This window comes from Enterococcus sp. AZ140, assembly GCF_051714405.1.
Lineage (GTDB): Bacteria > Bacillota > Bacilli > Lactobacillales > Enterococcaceae > Enterococcus_B > Enterococcus_B pernyi.
On sequence record NZ_JBIORU010000001.1, the window covers coordinates 1,701,609 to 1,720,302 of the forward strand.

Consider the following 18,694-nt stretch of genomic DNA (forward strand, 5'->3'; position numbering starts at 1 on the left):
CTCAAATTTCAATATTTATTATTTCATCATTTACAAATTCCATTGTCTCTAATTTAAATTCTTCCAATGGATTAAAGAAAGGATCTTTAATAAGATATACTTCCGCTCCAATTCTCGATGCTTCTATAAAAATTCTTTTTTTCAAAGTTGGAATTATAGAAATCCCCGCATCAAAAAGAAACACGCAATCAAAATAGTTATTCTTGTAATCCGTAGAAACACCAAAATATTTAGACGTCTTGATCATCGGCAGATAATCATTAACAACTTGTTCAAACCTATCGGACCATACTAATATTTCTTGGGGCAATAACTGTTTTAATATTCCAAGTGAGTCAGTTCCTATAAATAAATTATTGCTTTTCATTTTTGACTTGATAGCACTCAAGTCATGGTGAGCATAAACTGGTGACATCGAACAAATAGCAGTTACTTCTAATTTATCGAGAACGTTATTCAAATTTATCCCTGTAACGTATTTATATAATTCACTTTCCATTGCTGGGTTCTTCATAAAAAGTTTGCACCTATTATTAAAATACTCCTTGGAAATATTTTTTGACTTACTTGCATGTGGATAATGAACTACCGGAGATTTTTCAGAAATTATAAAAGTGTTATTATTTAGAAATAATCGATAAGACAAATCCGTATCTTCTGCTCCCCAACCATTAAACGATTCATCAAATCCTTTCACTTTTTTAAATTCGAATTTATTACATGTGAAAGCACCACTCCATCCATATACCCAGGGAGCTCTCATCGTTGATAAATCATTTTTGTACAGTTGAAAAACATCTTTTCTGTAATCACTCCAGACGTCCTCATATGTTTTTAAAAACTGGCCAACATTCATCGGAGATATTTTTTCAAAAGTAGATCGATTAAGTAGAGTATCTTCTACATTAAACGCATAAATATAATGTAAAAGCACAGTTTTATTTGTAACTTTTTTCAATTTAAGAATAATTTCTTCTAAAAAATCTTGCTTAAATATCATATCTACGTCTATAAAAGTTATAAATTCTCCTTTTGCAAAATTAGCCCCATAATTTCTTAATTGAGAAATATTTCCTTGTGCATGTTCATAAATTGATACATTTGGAATAGAACTAGTTGAAATTAAGTCATTTGTTACAATAATCCATTCTAATTGGTAAAGATCAGGGCAAATCATCTTCTCGATATATTCCAATAATCGATTCAATTCTTTCGGTTTGTTCATTGCTACAGTTACAAAGGAATGGATATTACTGTTTCCAATATATTCCTTCATTAAACCCACCTCGTTCTTCGTACTTTTTAGTTTTAGCGTGCAATACATGTTCTTTCTTTAATAAGTCAAAACTATAAAATGCATCGATCACTTCTAAAATATCTGCCATCTCTTCATTTTTTTCATACACACTTTTAACCTCAATAAATTCTTGTACTTCCTCTAATAGCTTTTTTTTAAGTTCACTTTCTACTTCAATAGACGTTAAATCAATGAATGTAGCATTTGGATTAGTTTCAAGTATTTTTTCTCTTAATTTGGTTCTAATTAGTTTATTCATTATTTCCACCTATCATTAACTTTTTTTTCGCTGAGTAAAATTTATTCCACTCAGGATATTCTTGCCAGTTTGCTAATTCTGGTCTTCCAATTTTTATTGCAGTTAAAAATCGTAAATACTGTCTTTGTAAAGGTTGCGTTATTGGTACAAGGAACTTCTTTGAAGTTACATCTTCATAATATAAATAATGTCCATACTCCATATACGCCTTGAAAAATTCACGATCATCTTCTAACTCGATAGGAAATAATCCATCAGCTTTAAAACTTTCTAGTAAGTCAATCGCAACAGGTACCGCATGCAAGTGTCCATGGTAGCATAATTGCTCTCCAGGTTGTACATTACAATAACCTACACGTCCATGTTCATAAAAAATACACGCCCCATAATACTTAGTTAATAAATTTCGTACTTTTTGTTTTAATTGAAGATATTCTTTTTTTAAAATATCTGGCAGAGCACCAATACAATGATAATGATCATTAGGCATAATTAGCGAATAACCTTCAACAATTTGACCGATAGCTAACCAGACTGTAAAATTTTCAGTTTTGATATAAATTTTATCTTTTTCTTGAGAACAAAATGTACAAAAATCAATCGTTTTATTTTGCATTGAAATACTTCCTTTCTGGAATAGGCAATTCATAAACCCTTGGAAGCTTAATATTTTGATATTCTCCCACCTTGTTACATATCCCTTCCAAGATATCTATTAGTTTGTCTGTCTCTTCTTTTGTATTTGATTCAGATAAACTAATCCTTACACAACCATATACATTGTCATGGATATAATGGTGTAAAAAGGGTGCGCATAGTAAACCTGAGCGTGTCTTAATATTTTCTTTTTGAAGTAAGCTAGAAACTCGTGCAGCAATCATTCCCTTAATATTAAAAGAAACGATACCTAATACATTGGCATTGCTATAAATATCAATATTATGCATATCAGTTAACTTATTTATTAAATAATCCGTCAGAGTATATATGTATTCTTTTTTATTTTTTAAAGTCTCTATAGACATTTCTGATAAACTACAATACAAAGAGAAAATTCCTGGATAGTTCAATGTTCCTGATTCAAAGTAATAGGGGAGAGTCCTTGGCTGACTAAGAAGTTCTGACAAAACACCGGTGCCACCAACTTTCAAAGGAGAAATACTAGTATGCTTGGGGTTGATATAAAACCCACCAATACCGGATAACGCTTTCAAAGCTTTATGACCAGTAAAAACGATGAAATCTGCTTCAAGGTTATTATTATCAATTTCTATATGCCCTAAGGTCTGAGACATATCAATCAAAATAGGAATATCTCCTTTTTGTTTGACACGTTTACAAATCTCGGCGATTGGTTGTACTTGACCAGTTACATTTGAACCATGGTTCACTATAACAAGATCTGTTTTTTCATCGACAAAATCTATTAGTTCATCTACATTGATTAAACCATAGCGATCACATTTAGCCCAATCAACTGTTATATTTCTAATCTTTTGTAAATAGGTTAACGGACGTATTACCGAATTATGTTCAGTGACAGTAGAAACTATATTTGCGTTTTTATTTGCGAATCCTAAAATAATGGTATTCAGAGCTTCTGTTGCATTACTTGTAAATATAATATGAGTTGGATACTTTACTCCTATAAGCTCTGCTAGTTTTCTCCTAGTTTCAAAGATATAATCACTTTCTTCAGTTGATTCTGTACGATTGTAACTACCGTCAGTATTTTGTATAAAATCTGAAATACTTTCCAATACTTTTTTACTTTTAGGAAATGATGTAGATGCGTTGTCAAAGTAAATAGAATCCATAGAATCGCCTCCAATATTTTAATTCGTCATCATTTATTTTTTGAAACTTAAAAATATAAATTTTATTTTTTTCTCTTTGTTTTAACTATTGTTCTTTTTTATTTATATCAATCCCCTCTCTTCTATTTATTATTAGATACTATAGCTATCGCTAAAAATATTATATCTAGAATATGATATAATGTTTCCAGAATGTACAGATTTCCGTCAAGAGAGGTGGTTACCAATGAAACATCATGAAATAATAAAAAAATTACGCAAAGAAAGAAATATAAGTCAGAGAACTCTAAGCGAAGGGATTTGTAGCCGAACAACTCTTTCTTCTTTCGAAAATACTGGAACTAATATTTCTTTGAATTTGTTCCAATTGTACTTGGACAGATTAAATATTTCTGTTGAAGATTACTTTTTACTACATTTTAATGAAGAATGGCCAAATCAAACAGTCGCTACAAATAAGGAAAAAGCGAATAAAGTATTGGAAAAAGCCTATTATACGTATAACTGGACTGACTTAGAAGAAAAAATCAACCATACATATCAGCTATACCTGGAAAGTAATGATTTCTATTATTATTACCTATTTATCCAATACAAATTATTATTATATCGAAAAGTCAGAGCTAAAAAATTTATTATCAAAGAAAATGAAATCATAGTTATTAAAAACTATTTAAATGATGTAGAGGTATGGGGAGCATTCGAATTAAATTTATTCTCCAACTGTCTCTCGCTTTTTAATGATGCTTATATTTTTTCAAAAGTAAAAATTCTTCGAAAAAAATATCGGAATGTGCGTGGAAGTTTTAAATTTTACAAATTATATAGCTTCTTTATAATCAACGTTATCATGTTGAAATTTGAAAGAGATGAACTTGAAAATATGAACTTCTATTTAGCCGAACTAAAAAGTTTCAACACGATCAATTATGTAAGAGAACGTATTTTATATAATATTTTTACTGAGATCTTAAAATGTAAGTATGATCCTACTGTCAAAAAATTCAGCACGATTGATTCATTTATCGATATGTTTAGACGATTGGATTTTAATGATTATGCTCAAGAAATGGAAGCGTTTGTAAAAAATATCCTTGGCTGAGTTAATTTTTATAGAGATTTTCTCGTTGTTTTTCCATTTTCCAATCATAGCGCCAGTGCTTAGGTACCAAACCGCCTGTCACGAGAATGTTGCAGTAAAAATATCAACAAAATGCTGATACTTTGCATCTATAAAACTACTAAAAGTTTGTAAACTTTATACACCAAATTTTTTAATAATCTTTTGCTAGTTGTCAAAATCCATACTCTATTTGTATCAAGGATATCTAGTTTATCTTCTCCATCTTTAATGTGAAGGTTTAGTAGATAGCCTTTCTAAAAGTGAAAACTATATGTACGTTACTCATTGTAAGTAACAACTCGGTTCTCTTCTTTCTATTTTGAGTACGATACCATTTTTAGAAGAGTTCTCCTTGATAACTAATATTATCACTCACCTGAAAAAAGACGTTTCTTTTGACAGAAACGTCTTCTAAAATGAGTGTATAGGATATAATGCCTTGCGCTCATCTATTTAAATCACTTACCCTTTGCGTAATAATCCGACACATTCTACATGGTGTGTTTGTGGGAATAAATCAACTGGTTGGACTTTTTCTAACTGATAACCATCTTCTGCAAACAACTTCACATCTCTAGCAAAAGTTGCAGGATTGCATGAGATATAAACGATTCGCTCAGGAGCCATCTCGATTGCTGAATCAATAAAGCGTGCGTCTAAACCTTTTCTTGGAGGATCGACAACTAAAACAGTTGGTTTGATTCCTTTTTCTTGCCATTTTTTCATGACTGTTTCCGCTTTTCCAACTTCATAATGCGCATTTTCGATTTTATTTGTCAATGCGTTGAACTGCGCATCCTCAATCGCTGCTGGTACGATTTCCATGCCATAAACATTTGCTACTTGATCCGCTATGGATAAACCAATCGTTCCAATTCCTGAATAGGCATCAATCACGACATCCTCTTTTTTCAATTCAGCAAATTCGATCGCTTTTTGATACAATACTTCGGTTTGTAATGTATTGACCTGATAAAAGGATTTAGAAGAAATACGATAGGTCTTACCAAGTAGCTGATCTTCGATATATGATTGACCAAAAAGAACTTTTTCTTTTTCTCCTAAAATGACATTCGTTTTTTCTTCGTTGATATTTTGGATCACTGACACTACTTCCGGTAAAGCTTCATGGATCGCTTCAGCGATTTCTTTCGATTTGAAGAATTTTTCTTTTCGAGTGACTAAAACCACCATCATTTGATGCGTGTAATGACCTCTACGAACAATGATATGACGAATTTGTCCTTCATTTTTTTCTTCATTGTAGCCACGTACTTGGAAACGTTGCAAGATGTCTCTTACCTTGATGATGGCTTGATCGATTTGTGGGTCTTGGATGAAGAAATCTTCTATTTCCACTAAGTCATGACTATTTTTCTTGTAAAAACCAGTCACTAATTCGCCTTCGACGCGACGAACAGGAATCTGTGCTTTATTACGATAGCCTGTAGGTTCTTCCATACCGATTGTTGGTTGTACTGTGACTTCAGGCATTTTAGCGATTTTAGCTAAAACATGTTCGACTTGTTTTTGTTTGAATACTAATTGTTGCTCATAACTTAAATGGGCTAACGGAGCGATTCCTGTACGCAATAGAACATTACTAGTGATTTCTTGACGGTCTGGTGACGTCGTCAACCAGTTTTCGACCTTACCGTAGCCAAATTTATTGCCTGCTTTTACGACAAGGATCTCCACTTGTTCACCTGGCAAAGCATTTTCAATAAATAATGGATAGCCATCAATTTTCGCAACACCTAATCCTTCGTAACTTAAATCGATGATATCAACAGTATAGCGTTCATTTTTCTTAATTGTTTGTGTCATTTCATTACTCCTATTCTTTTGAATGGTTTCTAATTTTGTCCGTTCAACAAAGGAAAGAGCTGGGAGATCCATTCATTCCCAGCCCTTTTTTCTTCAGTCTATTGGAAAAAACAAGTAATCCTATGATCTTTGCTTTTTCCTTCTAATAGTCGTCCAATCCTGCTCAGTTCTGATCCTTGTCAGCAATTTTGCCATCGCCATCGATATCTTCATCCGTCAAACGTTCTACTTCTTTGACGAATTCTTTGCTAACTTCTTCTAGCTCTTCTTCCTCAAAACCAGTGATTGCCTCATCTGGAATTTGATCTGTGTTTGCATAAAACTCGATATGCTGATGAAGATTTTGAAAATGCATCGGCGCATTTCCACCGTATTCGCCATCTAAATTGATCATGACAGGGCGATTCGCATTATCTTCGGTTTCAACATAAAGAGAACTTGTTTTCGTATAGATGACTCTTGGATCATCGACATGCTTCCCTCCATTGAGCATTAAGGCAGCAATGTGGAGGATCTCAAAAATATTCGCCGTTTTGACGATGATCAAAGAGAATTTTCCATCATCTAGCTTTGCATCAGGCGCAATTTGTTCAAAGCCACCAACGGAATTCGTCAACCCTAAAAAGAACATCGAAGCATTGCCATTATATTCGCCTTCGTCATACTTCAAGTGCATCTTGATCGGTTTGACACGTGGTAACATTTCTGCTCCTTTTGCCAAATATGCAAGATAGCCAAAAATACTTTTCAATTCGGAAGGAACTTCGTAGGTCAATTCTGTCAAGTAGCCACCAGCTGCAATATTGATGAAATAGCTATTATCGGATTGACCGATATCCATTTTGACTGTTTGATTCTTTTTGATGACTTCTGCTGCTGCCTTGATATTATCTCTAGGAATCTTCAAGGCGCGAGCATAGTCATTGGTCGTTCCCGCTGGAATGATCGCCATTTTAGGTCTAACTTTCAATGAGGCGATACCATTAACGACTTCATTGATCGTCCCATCGCCACCAGCAGCAACGACAAGATCAAAACCTAACTCAGCGACTCGTCGTGCTTCATTTTTTGCCGAGTCCTCTTCCGGAGTCGTTGCATAAGCACTTGCTTCATAGCCCGACTCCTCCAAAGCTTGGAGGATGTCGGCAAGATTACGTTTTAACAATTCTTTACCAGAGACCGGATTATAGATCACACGCGCTTTTTTCATAGCATCCCTCTATCGTTTCGCTAATTCTTCATTTAGCAATTTGTTGACCACACCTGGGTTTGCTTGTCCTTTAGTAGCTTTCATGATTTGTCCAACTAAGAAACCGACTGCACGGTCTTTTCCGTTTTTGAAATCATCAACAGATTGTTGATTGTTATCTAAGATTTCATTGATGATCGGTAATAACTTCGCTGGGTCAGATAATTGGACCCAACCGTTTGCTTCAACAACACTTTGTGCATCTCCGCCATTCATGATCAACTCACGAAAGACTTTTTTCGCAATTTTAGAGCTAATCGTGCCATCTGCGATCAAAAGAATCATACCCGCTAAGTTTTCAGGTGTTAGTTTCGTTTCAGCTAATTCCAATTTCTCACTGTTTAAGTATGCTGATACTTCACCCATCAACCAGTTGGAAGCTTGTTTGGCATCTGCTCCGTTTTCCAATGTTGCTTCAAAGAAATCAGACATTTCTTTTGATAGCGTCAATACTTTCGCATCATACTCTGGTAAGCCTAATTCGCTGATGTAGCGTACACGACGAGAAGCTGGCATTTCTGGTAAGCTTGCTTTCACTCGTTGGATCCATTCGTCATCGATCACGAATCTTGGAATATCAGGTTCTGGGAAGTAGCGATAGTCACTTGACCCTTCTTTGACACGCATCAAGATCGTCTTATTCGTTGTTTCATCAAAGCGACGAGTTTCTTGTTGGATCTCTCCACCAGATAATAATACTTTTGCTTGGCGTTTTTCTTCAAATGCTAAACCTTTTTTGACAAAAGAAAGGGAGTTCAAGTTTTTCAATTCTGCTTTTGTCCCAAATTCTTCTTGTCCATAGGGGCGTAAAGAAATGTTCGCGTCACAACGCATTGAACCTTCTTCTAATTTCACGTCACTGACTTCAGTAAATTGGATCACAGAACGTAAAGCTTCTAAATAAGCATAGGCTTCTTCTGGTGAACGCATGTCTGCTTCTGAAACGATCTCGATCAATGGTGTTCCTTGTCTGTTTAGATCGACATAAGAGTATCCACCGATGCCGTGCATATTTTTCCCTGCATCTTCTTCTAAATGCACACGTTCAATGCGGATTTTTTTCTTTTTACCTTCTACTTCGATCTCGATCCAGCCATCATGACCGATTGGTTGATCGAATTGTGAGATTTGGTAAGCTTTGGGATTGTCTGGATAGAAATAGTTTTTGCGGTCAAAATGAGTATCTTTCGAAATTTCGCAATTCAATGCTAACGCTGCACGCATCCCAAATTCCAGCGCTGCTTTATTCATTACTGGTAAAACTCCAGGGTATCCCCAGTCGATCACATTGGTGTTGCTGTTTGGTTCAGCACCAAAATGCGCAGGAGCTGGAGAGAAAATTTTTGAGTTGGTTTTTAATTCCACATGGACTTCAAGTCCAATGACTGTTTCAAAATTCATTCGGCTTTCCCTCCTAAAATAGCTGGTTGTTGACGATGGAACTCTGTCGCTTGCTCAAACGCATAAGCTGCTTGATACATGGTTTTCTCTTCGAAATAATTACCGATGATCTGTAAGCCAACTGGTAACCCTTCCGATAAGCCTGCAGGTACTGACATACCTGGTAGTCCTGCCAAGTTCACTGGGATCGTCAAGATATCACTCATATACATCGTGATTGGGTCGTTGATATTTTCACCAAGACCGAACGCAACTGTTGGTGAAGAAGGGCCGATGATCAAATCATAATCCGCGAAAACTTTTTCAAAGTCACGCTTGATCAAGGTACGGACTTGTCCTGCTTTTTTGAAATGCGCGTCATAGTAACCTGCACTCAATGAGAACGTTCCTAACATGATCCGGCGTTTTACTTCTTCTCCGAAACCTTCAGAACGTGAATTGACATAAACGTCATCCAAGTTCTTGACATCTTCTGAACGATATCCATAACGAATACCGTCAAAACGTTGCAAGTTCGAACTAGCTTCAGATGAAGCAATGATATAGTAGACAGCCACGCCATATTTTGAATGAGGTAAGCTAACTTCTTCTACTGTTGCACCTAATGAACGGAATGTTTCAGCTGCTTTAAGAATTGCTTCTTTCACGCCTTCATCGACACCTTCACCTAAGTATTCTTTAGGTAAAGCAATCTTCATTCCTTTAATATCACCAGACAAACCTTCTGCAAAGTTAGGGACAGATACACCAGATGAAGTACCATCTTTTTCGTCGTAGCCACTGATTGCGGTCAATGCTAATGCGTTATCTTTGACTGTCCGGGTCATTGGACCGATTTGGTCTAAAGATGAAGCAAATGCAATCAAACCGAAACGGGAAACACGACCATAAGTTGGTTTCATTCCTACGATTCCATTGAAAGCGGCTGGTTGGCGGATACTTCCACCAGTGTCACTACCTAGAGAAACTGGCACTTGTCCTGCGGCAACTGCAGCTGCTGAACCACCAGATGATCCGCCAGGAACTTTTGTTTGATCCCAAGCGTTCTTTGTTTTTTTGAAGTAAGAAGTTTCGGTACTTCCGCCCATTGCAAATTCATCCATGTTCAATTTACCAACAGGGATCATGTCTGCTTCGTATACTTTTTCCATGACTGTCGCATCGTAGATCGGTTCAAAATTATAAAGGATCTTTGAAGCTGCTGTCGTTAAAAGATCTTTCGTCACGATATTGTCTTTGATACCGATCGGGATACCTGAAAGAACATTGTTTTCGTCGATACCTTTTTCGTCCAAAGCTTTGGCTTGGGCTAAAGCTTTCTCTTCATTCAATGTGATGAATGCATCGATCGCGGGTTCTGTTTCCTTGATGCGATCAAATGTAGCTCTCACTAAGTCTTGTGCAGTGATTTCTTTTGACACTAATAAGTCGTGTAGTTCTTCTAATGAACGATTGTATAATTCTGTCATTATGCGCCAGCCTCCCCATTATCGATGATTGCTGGTACTTTGATGAAACCATCTTCTTTTTCTGGTACATTTTTTAATAATTCATCTCTGCTCCAACCTAGTTGTGCACGGTCTTGTCGCATGACGTTGACAGTCTCAACGACGTTTGATGTAAATGGTACGCCTTCTGTGTCTACTTCTTCCAGCATTTCTACCATGTCAATGATTTTTCCTAATTGGTCAGTAAAACCTGCGCGTTCTTCGTCGGCAAATTTCAATTTGGCTAACTTCGCTACATGTTTTACTTGTTCTTCACTAATCGCCATAGTACCCCTTCTTTCCTAAATGAAAACTTTGCTTCTTATTTTAACATAAGAAATTCGCATTCTGAAATTCTTTCTTGAAATTTATCTGAAAAATTATTCTGCTCCTTCGGCAGGATGACTCTCTGCTAACGCTTCAGCCATCTGATCTTCCGTCCAAACCTCGACCCCTAACTCTTGGGCTTTCGTTAATTTACTACCTGCATCTTCGCCAGCGACAACGATATCCGTTTTTTTAGAGACGCTGCCAGTGACTTTTCCACCAAGGTTTTCAATCGTTTCTTTGGCTTCTTCTCTTGTGAATCGAGTTAATTTGCCTGTCAACACGATCGTCTTGTTTTTGAACGGCGATTCTACTTCTTTCAGCTGTGTCGAACGAATGCCTTTGTATTCAAGGTTGACACCTGCTTGTTTAAGTTCTTCCATCAACTCGTGGACTTCTTCGTTGTCAAAATAAGTCACTACACTATCTGCAATGATATCCCCGATCGTATCTAATTGGATGATCGATTCAAAATCGCTGCGACTCAACGTTTCTAAATCGCCAAAATGCTCCGCTAAGATTTTCGCTGCTTTTGCGCCAACATGACGGATACCTAAACCAAAGATCAAACGTTCTACCGAGTTCTCTTTGCTATTGTCGATCGCTGTTAAAATATTATTCGCTGATTTTTCTTTGATTTTATCTAACGTCAATAATTCTTCTTCTGTTAGTTTATAGAGATCAGCAACATCAGCGACTAACTTCTTGTCATACATCTGTTCCAAGACTCTTGGCCCTAAGCCATCGATGTTCATCGCATTTCGGGAAACGAAATGGTTCAGTCCTTCTTTCATTTGTGCGGGACACTTTGGATTGATGCAACGCAAGGCAACTTCTTCATCTAAATGAACCAACTCACTGTGACAGACAGGGCAATGTTCGGGCATTTTATAAGGCTCGCTGTCTTTTGGACGTTGATCTAAAATGACTTGTGCGACTTCAGGGATGATATCCCCTGCCTTGTAGATTTGGACAGTGTCATTCAAGCGGATATCTTTCATTTGGATATAATCACCATTATGCAGACTAGCACGGCTGACTGTCGTACCAGCCACACGAACCGGTGTCATGATCGCTGTCGGTGTCACTACCCCCGTTCTGCCGACCGTCCATTCGATTTCTTCGATGACCGTCTCTACTTCTTCAGGCGGAAACTTATAGGCAGTCGCCCAACGTGGGGCTTTGACTGTAAAACCTAATTGGTCTTGCAATGAAAAATCATTGACTTTAATCACGATCCCGTCAATCTCGTAAGGGAGATCTTTACGTTTCTCATGGTATTCTTCAATGAACGCCCAAACTTCGTCGATTGAATGACAAAGACGTTTTTCATGGTTCGTATGGAAACCGATCTTGTCTAATTCTTCTAACGCTTCGTATTGCGTCGTCGCTTGCATCGGTCCAAAATCTGCTACGGTATATAAGAACGTATCAAGATTTCTTTTCGCTGTGATCTTGGAATCTAACTGGCGCAATGAACCTGCTGCTGCATTACGGGGATTGGCAAAGACTGGTTTGCCTTCTTCTTCATTTTTTTGGTTCAATTTAACGAATGAACGTTTTGGCATAAAACATTCACCACGTACTTCGATACTCATCGGTTCTTTTAATTTGATTGGAACAGAACGCACCGTTTTTAAGTTTTCTGTGATATTTTCGCCGACCGAACCATCTCCCCGAGTCGCTCCACGTACAAACTCACCATTCTCATACCGTAAAGATACCGATAGTCCATCGATTTTCAGTTCACAACAATAATCGACTGGACGGCCGATTGCTTTTTGGACACGTTGATCAAATGCTAAGAGTTCTTCTTTATTGAAGACATCGTTCAAACTATATAATGGAATGTCATGTGTGACTTTTTCAAATGAGGAAAGAATCTTTCCACCTACTCGTTGGGTCGGTGAATCTGCGTTGATCAGATCTGGATATTGTTCTTCGATTGCCACTAATTCGGCATAGGTTTTGTCGTAGATATAATCTTCTACCGTTGGTTGGTCCAACACATAATACTCACGAGACCAACGATCTAACTGCACTCTGAGTTCTTCTGCTTTTTTTGTCGCTTCATCGATCGTCATTTCGTGTTCCATCTTTTTCTCCCCCTATTGAACTAAACTTTTTCGATTGGTGCAAAAGCGGCTAATACACGTTTGACTCCTTGACTTGGAAATGCAATATCAAGCTCAAGGTCTTTTGCATCACCACTAACTCTAACCACTGTACCAGGTCCCCATTTTTTATGTTTGACCTTATCTCCTGGCTTCCAACCACCTGTTTCGCCACCTGTAGCGACTTTTGCTGATACACCTGTTTTTGTCGGCTGTTGGTACTTAGGTGTCGCGTTATTCGCACGAAAAGGCGACGGTTGAGAGGCATTGGATGTTGGTCGCATCCCGTGGATATCTAATAATTCTTGATCGATTTCTTCTAAAAATCGTGAAGGTCGATTGTATTGCGTACGACCATATAAAGTCCGTGAAAACGCATTGGTCATAAATAATGCTTCTTCTGCCCTGGTGATCCCTACATAGGCCAAACGGCGTTCCTCTTCCAGTTCACTTTCCTCCATCAAGGCACGAGAAAGTGGAAAGACACCTTCTTCTAGACCGATCAAAAAGACGACTGGAAACTCTAGACCCTTCGCAGCATGTAAGGTCATCAATGTCACTTGCTTCGTTTCTTCTTCTAAGCTATCGATATCTGATACAAGTGCAAGGTCATTTAAAAAGACGACCAGCTTGTCCTCTGGCGAATCAGCATTCTCTAGCCCTTCTTTTTCAAATTGTTTATCAAATTCTTGAGTCACCGTCAAAAACTCTTCTAAGTTTTCGATACGTGCTTGGGATTCTAACGTATTTTGGATTTTTAGATCATCCAAATAGCCACTACGGTCTAAGACTTCTTTGGTTAACTCTGTAACGGTCAAATAAGGGATCATTTCAGTCAATTGATGCATCATCTCGCCAAAAGAGCCTAACTGTGTTCCTGCTTTTCCACCGATGTTCGCTAACTCAACATTTCTTGCAGCCTCTAGCAACGGCCATTCGTGCATCGTGGCAAAGCTACGAAGTTTTTCCACCGATCCTGGTCCAATCCCACGTTTTGGTGAGTTGACGATCCGCTCGAAACTCAATGAATCTTGAGGATTTGCCATCACATTAAGATACGCCAAAACATCTTTGATTTCTTTTCGATCATAGAATTTGTGACCTCCAACCATTTTGTACGGAATATTGGCTTTCAGTAAGGTTTCTTCCATGACACGCGATTGGGCATTTGTTCGGTAAAGAATAGCAAAGTCTCCATAATTGCGATGATTCGTCTGGATCTCTTCTTGCATTCTTTCTACAATAAAACGTGTTTCGTCACGCTCATTGTCTGCTCGATAGTACGTGATTTTGTTACCGTCTTGGTTTTCTGTCCAAAGATTTTTGGGTTTACGATTGCGGTTGTTTTCGATGACTTGATTCGCTGCATTCAAGATCGTTTTCGTTGAACGATAATTTTGTTCTAACAAGATCACCGCAGCATCTGGATAATCTTTTTCAAAATCCAAGATGTTTTGCATATCTGCTCCGCGCCAGCCGTAAATACTTTGATCTGCATCCCCAACTACACAAAGATTTCTGAACCGTCCAGCTAATAGATTGACTAGCGTATATTGTGCGTGGTTCGTATCTTGATATTCATCTACATGGATGTAATGGAATTTATTTTGATAATACGTCAATGAATCTGGATGCTCGTCAAATAAACGGATCGTATTCATGATCAGATCATCAAAATCCATACATTGGTTGTATAGGAGTTCCTTCTGGTATGCTGCATAACATTTTGCGGCAATTTCTTCATAATAACTGCCTTGCATTTTGGCAAAAGCCTCTGGTGACAACAAACTATTTTTTGCTTGCGAGATCGATCCTAACAAGCTTCTTGGATCGTATTTTTTAGGATCAATATTCAACTCTTTCAAAATTCGTTTCATCAATGATAATTGTTCCGAAGAATCAATGATCGTAAAGTTTCGATTATAGCCGATATAATCCACATCTCGTCTTAAAATACGGACACACATCGAGTGAAAGGTAGAGACCCAGACATCTTCACCACCTGTTTCTAAAATGGCATTGACCCGTTCTTTCATTTCTTTCGCCGCTTTATTGGTAAAGGTGATTGCCAAAATATTCCATGGATTCACTTCTTTTTCTTCAATCAAATAAGCGATTCGATGAGTCAAAACACGTGTTTTTCCACTACCGGCACCAGCCATTAATAAAAGCGGGCCATCTGTATGTAGAACCGCTTCTTTTTGACGAGGGTTCATTCCCTTTAATAAGTTTTCTTTGGATGACATTCACAACATCCTTTCTATTATCAATCCTTCTAATTATAGCATTATCACGATAGGCAATAAAGTGAAGTTTCTTGATCTTGAAGGAAAATATCTGTGAACGGGTAAATACTTCCGAAAGTACACTTGCTGGTCCGATGATCCGCGATTTTTGATCGCGAAAGTATCAAACTAACATGACGGACTTATCATCAATCAGCTAACCTTCGAAATCCATAAAAAAACTGAGACATTGAAACACGTCTCAGCTTTCACTTTATTCAGTCCACTCGTTCATTTATTCATCTTACGATCAATGATATGGTAGCTAATGACTGCAATCACTAGGAAAATACCTACCCATGTAACAAATAAAGGCTCGGTTTGCTCATTCGTTTTTGGAAAATAATCGATTGTTTGTGTTTCTACCTTGATGGGGACTTGGTTATTACTTCGATTATCAATTCGAACGACCGCGCTGGTGTCTTTTGTTTGTTCACGTTGTTCAGAGGAAGACGTTTGATCTGTCGTTGATGTGGTCTCATCCGAAGAACTACTTTCTTCAGTCGGTGGTTTGCTCTCATCAGGAGGAGGTTTGCTTTCTTCAGTCGGCGGTCGACTTTCTAAAACGCCTAGCTCCCCTTTCAGTTCTATATTCGTATCCATATTATCCCTTACCTTTCTATAGTCACGAGCGTTCTGGTCGAATTAACGTGGCGTCAATTGATACGTGAATTTGTAGGTCACGTCATGGCGTCCGTCAATTGGTCCTGAATAATGTCCTTTCAAATAGAGTTTTAATGGATCATCTAAAAATGGTAGTACTTGAATCGCATTTCCTTGGTTGCTTCCCACCGTTAACGGTCCTGTATGTTGTCCATTGGTCGCGGCCAAGCGAAGTTGTAAATGTTTGAATGCGTCTGTCATCGTACTATTGACCAAGGTAACTGCGGAATCGGTGCTTTGTTCCACGACATCTGTGACCTTAAAATCGATTGGGAAATTACTATGGCTTATAATTGGTAAGGCATTGGCAGTTTCATCAAATTCGCCAATCTCGCGAACTCTGAAAAATTTCTCTAGTGGCACTTCAACAGACATTGGACTTTTTGGTACTTCAATCACGATTTCGTGCCAAAGGCTTTCACTTAAATATTTTTGTAGCTCTGGATCGTCCTGCATCACACCAGTCACTCGAACATAGGCATAGTAGGTTCCAGCAGTCAGTTTTTCTTTTTGCCATGAAGATTCAGTCTCAGAAGATTCAATTGCTAAGACTCCATTTGTGGCTAGAGTAGCATTGCTTATCACTCGCTGAGTATTTAGAGAATTTATTGTTGGGAATAGAGTGGAAGGTGTCCATAGCCTAGTCCTACTCAGTTTCAATTGATACCTAGTGAGCGGGCGACCTACCGGTTCCACGGCATTGATCGAAGTCGTTAGACGACTGATGCCTACGTCGACTTCGGGTACAGCCTCTAATTCATCAATCGCAAATTTCCGCTGATAAAGAAATCCTTTTCTATTCGTTCCATAAAGCATTGTACCTCCACCGAATGATCCTCCTCCTGAAACTTCACTAATAAATATTTGACCAGAAACATCTATACTAGTTACCTGATATCCACCAGTTTCTCCACTGACTCCATCTAAACGCTTCATGGTTGCATTATTAACCGATGTAGTAGGAGTATTATCCAAAGCTTCCATTCTAAAATATTTGGGTTGGTCGACGTTTATAGTTAAATTATTTAGCCTGAAATTTGATTGATTTACAATATCTACTACTGCATTTTGATTTACATTTAAAATCGCTGTTCCCTCAGCCGAAACACTCTGGCGTATTATACTCATGTTACTCGTACTACTACCTCTTACAGATAACTCTGCTTCTTCTCCAATCGTCATTGTTGCACTATCAATAGCATAAGCAAGGACTTCTTTACCCGTTATAATCTCTACTTTTGCATTATTTTTTTGCTGAATATTTAAATTCCCGGTACCAAGTTCCGGAAAGAGAGGATTTCCTGATACATAAAAAATGTATAATCCAGGACCACACTCGATATAAGTAGATGAATCCTCTTCAAAAATTATATTAGGACTAGAGATTATGGATGATCTACTATTGATGAAGTCAAAGATAATCTGATTATCTCCTCTGAAATGAAAGTACGATTCGTCATTATAACCCTTCCATACCGCTTCCGCTAAGCCATAGTTCGTGTAAAAATTAATATTTTCCATTGTCATATTAAAGTTTAGTGAATAGTCATTTATAGAACTTATTATCCCGTACATCCCCTGTCTACCATATATGATCCCATTTTGATCTACTAACTGATTACTCCCAAAATTAATGTTTTGAAACGTTAGATGTATTCCATTATTTCGCGTTTCGAAGAAACTATAATAACTTCGTGAATCATTTTGAATCAATAGATGATAGCCTTGACCATCAATCACCGTATCTTTATAGAGATTAAATCGATCTACTCTGGTACCAACAGATAGCATGGGTACATTATTACGTAAAACAATATCAGCTGTTAAATGTATATGAAATGGTCCTGCACCTGGTATCGTCTTGATCATCTCCGTTACCGTCTCCAACTCCGCAGCTGTCCCCGCCGTAAAAGGATCTTGTTCCGTACCTGTACCAGAAAATGCAGCAATCCCTTGGGTTTCATCGTCCAGTTTTATAGAAGGGGATCGTAATTCTTCTGAGGAAACTTCCCGTGGTGAGGCTTCTGTTGGTTCGTCATTGTTGATCAACTGATCCAATTTACCTACGCCTAACGTTGAACTTTCGGTAGTCATCTGAATTTCTTCAGCGACAGGTAGGGACGTTGCGATTATTACTTGCTCTGCCAATGCACTAAATATCAATAAAAATAAAACGATAGATATGTTTACCTGCTTTTTCATATTCAGCCTCCTTATGTTTTTAGATGTACGTGCCCGTTCACCAATCGTCTATATCAGACATTCTTCTTTATCACATGAATGAATGTATCCTCACTATTGCGTGTCATCAACTATGCTTCGTTACTTATCCCATTGAAAAATTCGTTTCATCGATTGGCTACTCTCCTTCACAAAAAATTAAATTAAGATTAGGTTAAGGTTACAAAAAAATGATAATATATATTTTTGTTTTTAGTCAAAATATACTATAAGCCACTCCTTGAATAACGCTTTTTATATAAAATCGCCTTTTAGATCAATATTTAACATGTATGATAAAGGTAGCTCCGCCACTCTATAAAACGTTTACAACACTTGGCAAATCAAATGTCTACTGTTTTTAGATTGTTTATTCTCAATCAAAAAAAAACGGATAATTATTTAGTATCATCTATGATACTCCCTTTTAAAAGTACAAAATAAGCGTTCATAGAGGCGTGTGATGTTGATTAACCTATGAAGATCATTACAGCAAATAAAGATACTCTATGTTGGACTTTCCACAAAAAAATACACAAAAAAAGCAACCACCAAACAAGTTGGTTGTGGTTGCTTATCGATTACAAACGATTTGCTTGTAGGAAGTGAAATTGAAGTTCACTTA

The 18,694-nt window shown here is 37.4% G+C and carries 14 protein-coding genes; 1 reads left to right on the forward strand and 13 read right to left on the reverse strand.

All coding sequences use genetic code 11. The features are described 5' to 3' along the window. Nucleotide 1: 1 nt before the first annotated feature. The 4 genes from IGJ39_RS07905 to IGJ39_RS07920 are packed head-to-tail and all read right to left on the reverse strand — an operon-like array spanning nt 2 to nt 3,373. Nucleotides 2-1,276, reverse strand: a complete 1,275-nt coding sequence (locus IGJ39_RS07905) for a glycosyltransferase family 2 protein (RefSeq protein WP_019722704.1) — start codon at nt 1,274-1,276, stop codon at nt 2-4. Further along, nucleotides 1,251-1,556: a nucleoside triphosphate pyrophosphohydrolase gene (locus IGJ39_RS07910; RefSeq protein ID WP_019722705.1), complete on the reverse strand. Its 306-nt coding sequence runs from the start codon at nt 1,554-1,556 to the stop codon at nt 1,251-1,253. The genes IGJ39_RS07905 and IGJ39_RS07910 overlap by 26 nt, the downstream gene beginning before the upstream one ends. Further along, nucleotides 1,549-2,172, reverse strand: a complete 624-nt coding sequence (locus tag IGJ39_RS07915) for a hypothetical protein (protein WP_019722706.1) — start codon at nt 2,170-2,172, stop codon at nt 1,549-1,551. Before IGJ39_RS07915 ends, IGJ39_RS07910 begins: the two co-directional genes overlap by 8 nt. After that, a complete protein-coding gene (locus IGJ39_RS07920; RefSeq protein WP_019722707.1) occupies nt 2,162-3,373 on the reverse strand; it encodes an aminotransferase class V-fold PLP-dependent enzyme in 1,212 nt (403 codons plus the stop codon). Before IGJ39_RS07920 ends, IGJ39_RS07915 begins: the two co-directional genes overlap by 11 nt. 226 nt (nt 3,374-3,599) lie before the next feature. On the opposite strand from IGJ39_RS07920, the gene IGJ39_RS07925 reads away from it, so the two are divergent. After that, nucleotides 3,600-4,475 (forward strand): Rgg/GadR/MutR family transcriptional regulator, encoded by an 876-nt coding sequence (locus tag IGJ39_RS07925; RefSeq protein WP_019722708.1) that lies wholly within the window; start codon nt 3,600-3,602, stop codon nt 4,473-4,475. 483 nt (nt 4,476-4,958) lie between these two features. On the opposite strand, the gene rlmD is transcribed toward IGJ39_RS07925, so the two are convergent. The 9 genes from rlmD to IGJ39_RS07970 form a co-directional block, all read right to left on the reverse strand. Continuing rightward, a complete protein-coding gene (rlmD, locus tag IGJ39_RS07930) occupies nt 4,959-6,323 on the reverse strand; it encodes a 23S rRNA (uracil(1939)-C(5))-methyltransferase RlmD (RefSeq protein WP_019722709.1) in 1,365 nt (454 codons plus the stop codon). A gap of 163 nt (nt 6,324-6,486) precedes the next feature. Then, entirely contained in the window at nt 6,487-7,533 is a 1,047-nt protein-coding gene (locus tag IGJ39_RS07935; protein ID WP_019722710.1) for a diacylglycerol kinase, read from the reverse strand. Between the two features lie 9 nt (nt 7,534-7,542). Continuing rightward, a complete protein-coding gene (gatB, locus tag IGJ39_RS07940) occupies nt 7,543-8,973 on the reverse strand; it encodes an Asp-tRNA(Asn)/Glu-tRNA(Gln) amidotransferase subunit GatB (RefSeq protein WP_010735264.1) in 1,431 nt (476 codons plus the stop codon). Continuing rightward, entirely contained in the window at nt 8,970-10,442 is a 1,473-nt protein-coding gene (gene gatA / locus IGJ39_RS07945) for an Asp-tRNA(Asn)/Glu-tRNA(Gln) amidotransferase subunit GatA (RefSeq protein WP_010735263.1), read from the reverse strand. Before gatA ends, gatB begins: the two co-directional genes overlap by 4 nt. Continuing rightward, on the reverse strand, nt 10,442-10,747 hold the full coding sequence (gene gatC, locus IGJ39_RS07950) for an Asp-tRNA(Asn)/Glu-tRNA(Gln) amidotransferase subunit GatC (RefSeq protein WP_010735262.1): 306 nt from the start codon (nt 10,745-10,747) through the stop codon (nt 10,442-10,444). The genes gatA and gatC overlap by 1 nt, the downstream gene beginning before the upstream one ends. 93 nt (nt 10,748-10,840) lie before the next feature. After that, nucleotides 10,841-12,883 carry an NAD-dependent DNA ligase LigA gene (ligA, locus tag IGJ39_RS07955; RefSeq protein ID WP_019722711.1) on the reverse strand — a complete coding sequence of 681 codons (2,043 nt, stop codon included), beginning with the start codon at nt 12,881-12,883 and terminating at the stop codon, nt 10,841-10,843. A gap of 20 nt (nt 12,884-12,903) precedes the next feature. Continuing rightward, nucleotides 12,904-15,147 carry a DNA helicase PcrA gene (gene pcrA, locus IGJ39_RS07960; protein WP_019722712.1) on the reverse strand — a complete coding sequence of 748 codons (2,244 nt, stop codon included), beginning with the start codon at nt 15,145-15,147 and terminating at the stop codon, nt 12,904-12,906. A gap of 270 nt (nt 15,148-15,417) precedes the next feature. Next, nucleotides 15,418-15,789, reverse strand: coding sequence for a hypothetical protein (locus tag IGJ39_RS07965; protein WP_019722713.1), 372 nt, complete (start codon nt 15,787-15,789; stop codon nt 15,418-15,420). Between the two features lie 42 nt (nt 15,790-15,831). Beyond that, nucleotides 15,832-18,012 carry a hypothetical protein gene (locus IGJ39_RS07970; protein ID WP_195339203.1) on the reverse strand — a complete coding sequence of 727 codons (2,181 nt, stop codon included), beginning with the start codon at nt 18,010-18,012 and terminating at the stop codon, nt 15,832-15,834. Nucleotides 18,013-18,694 lie beyond the last annotated feature (682 nt).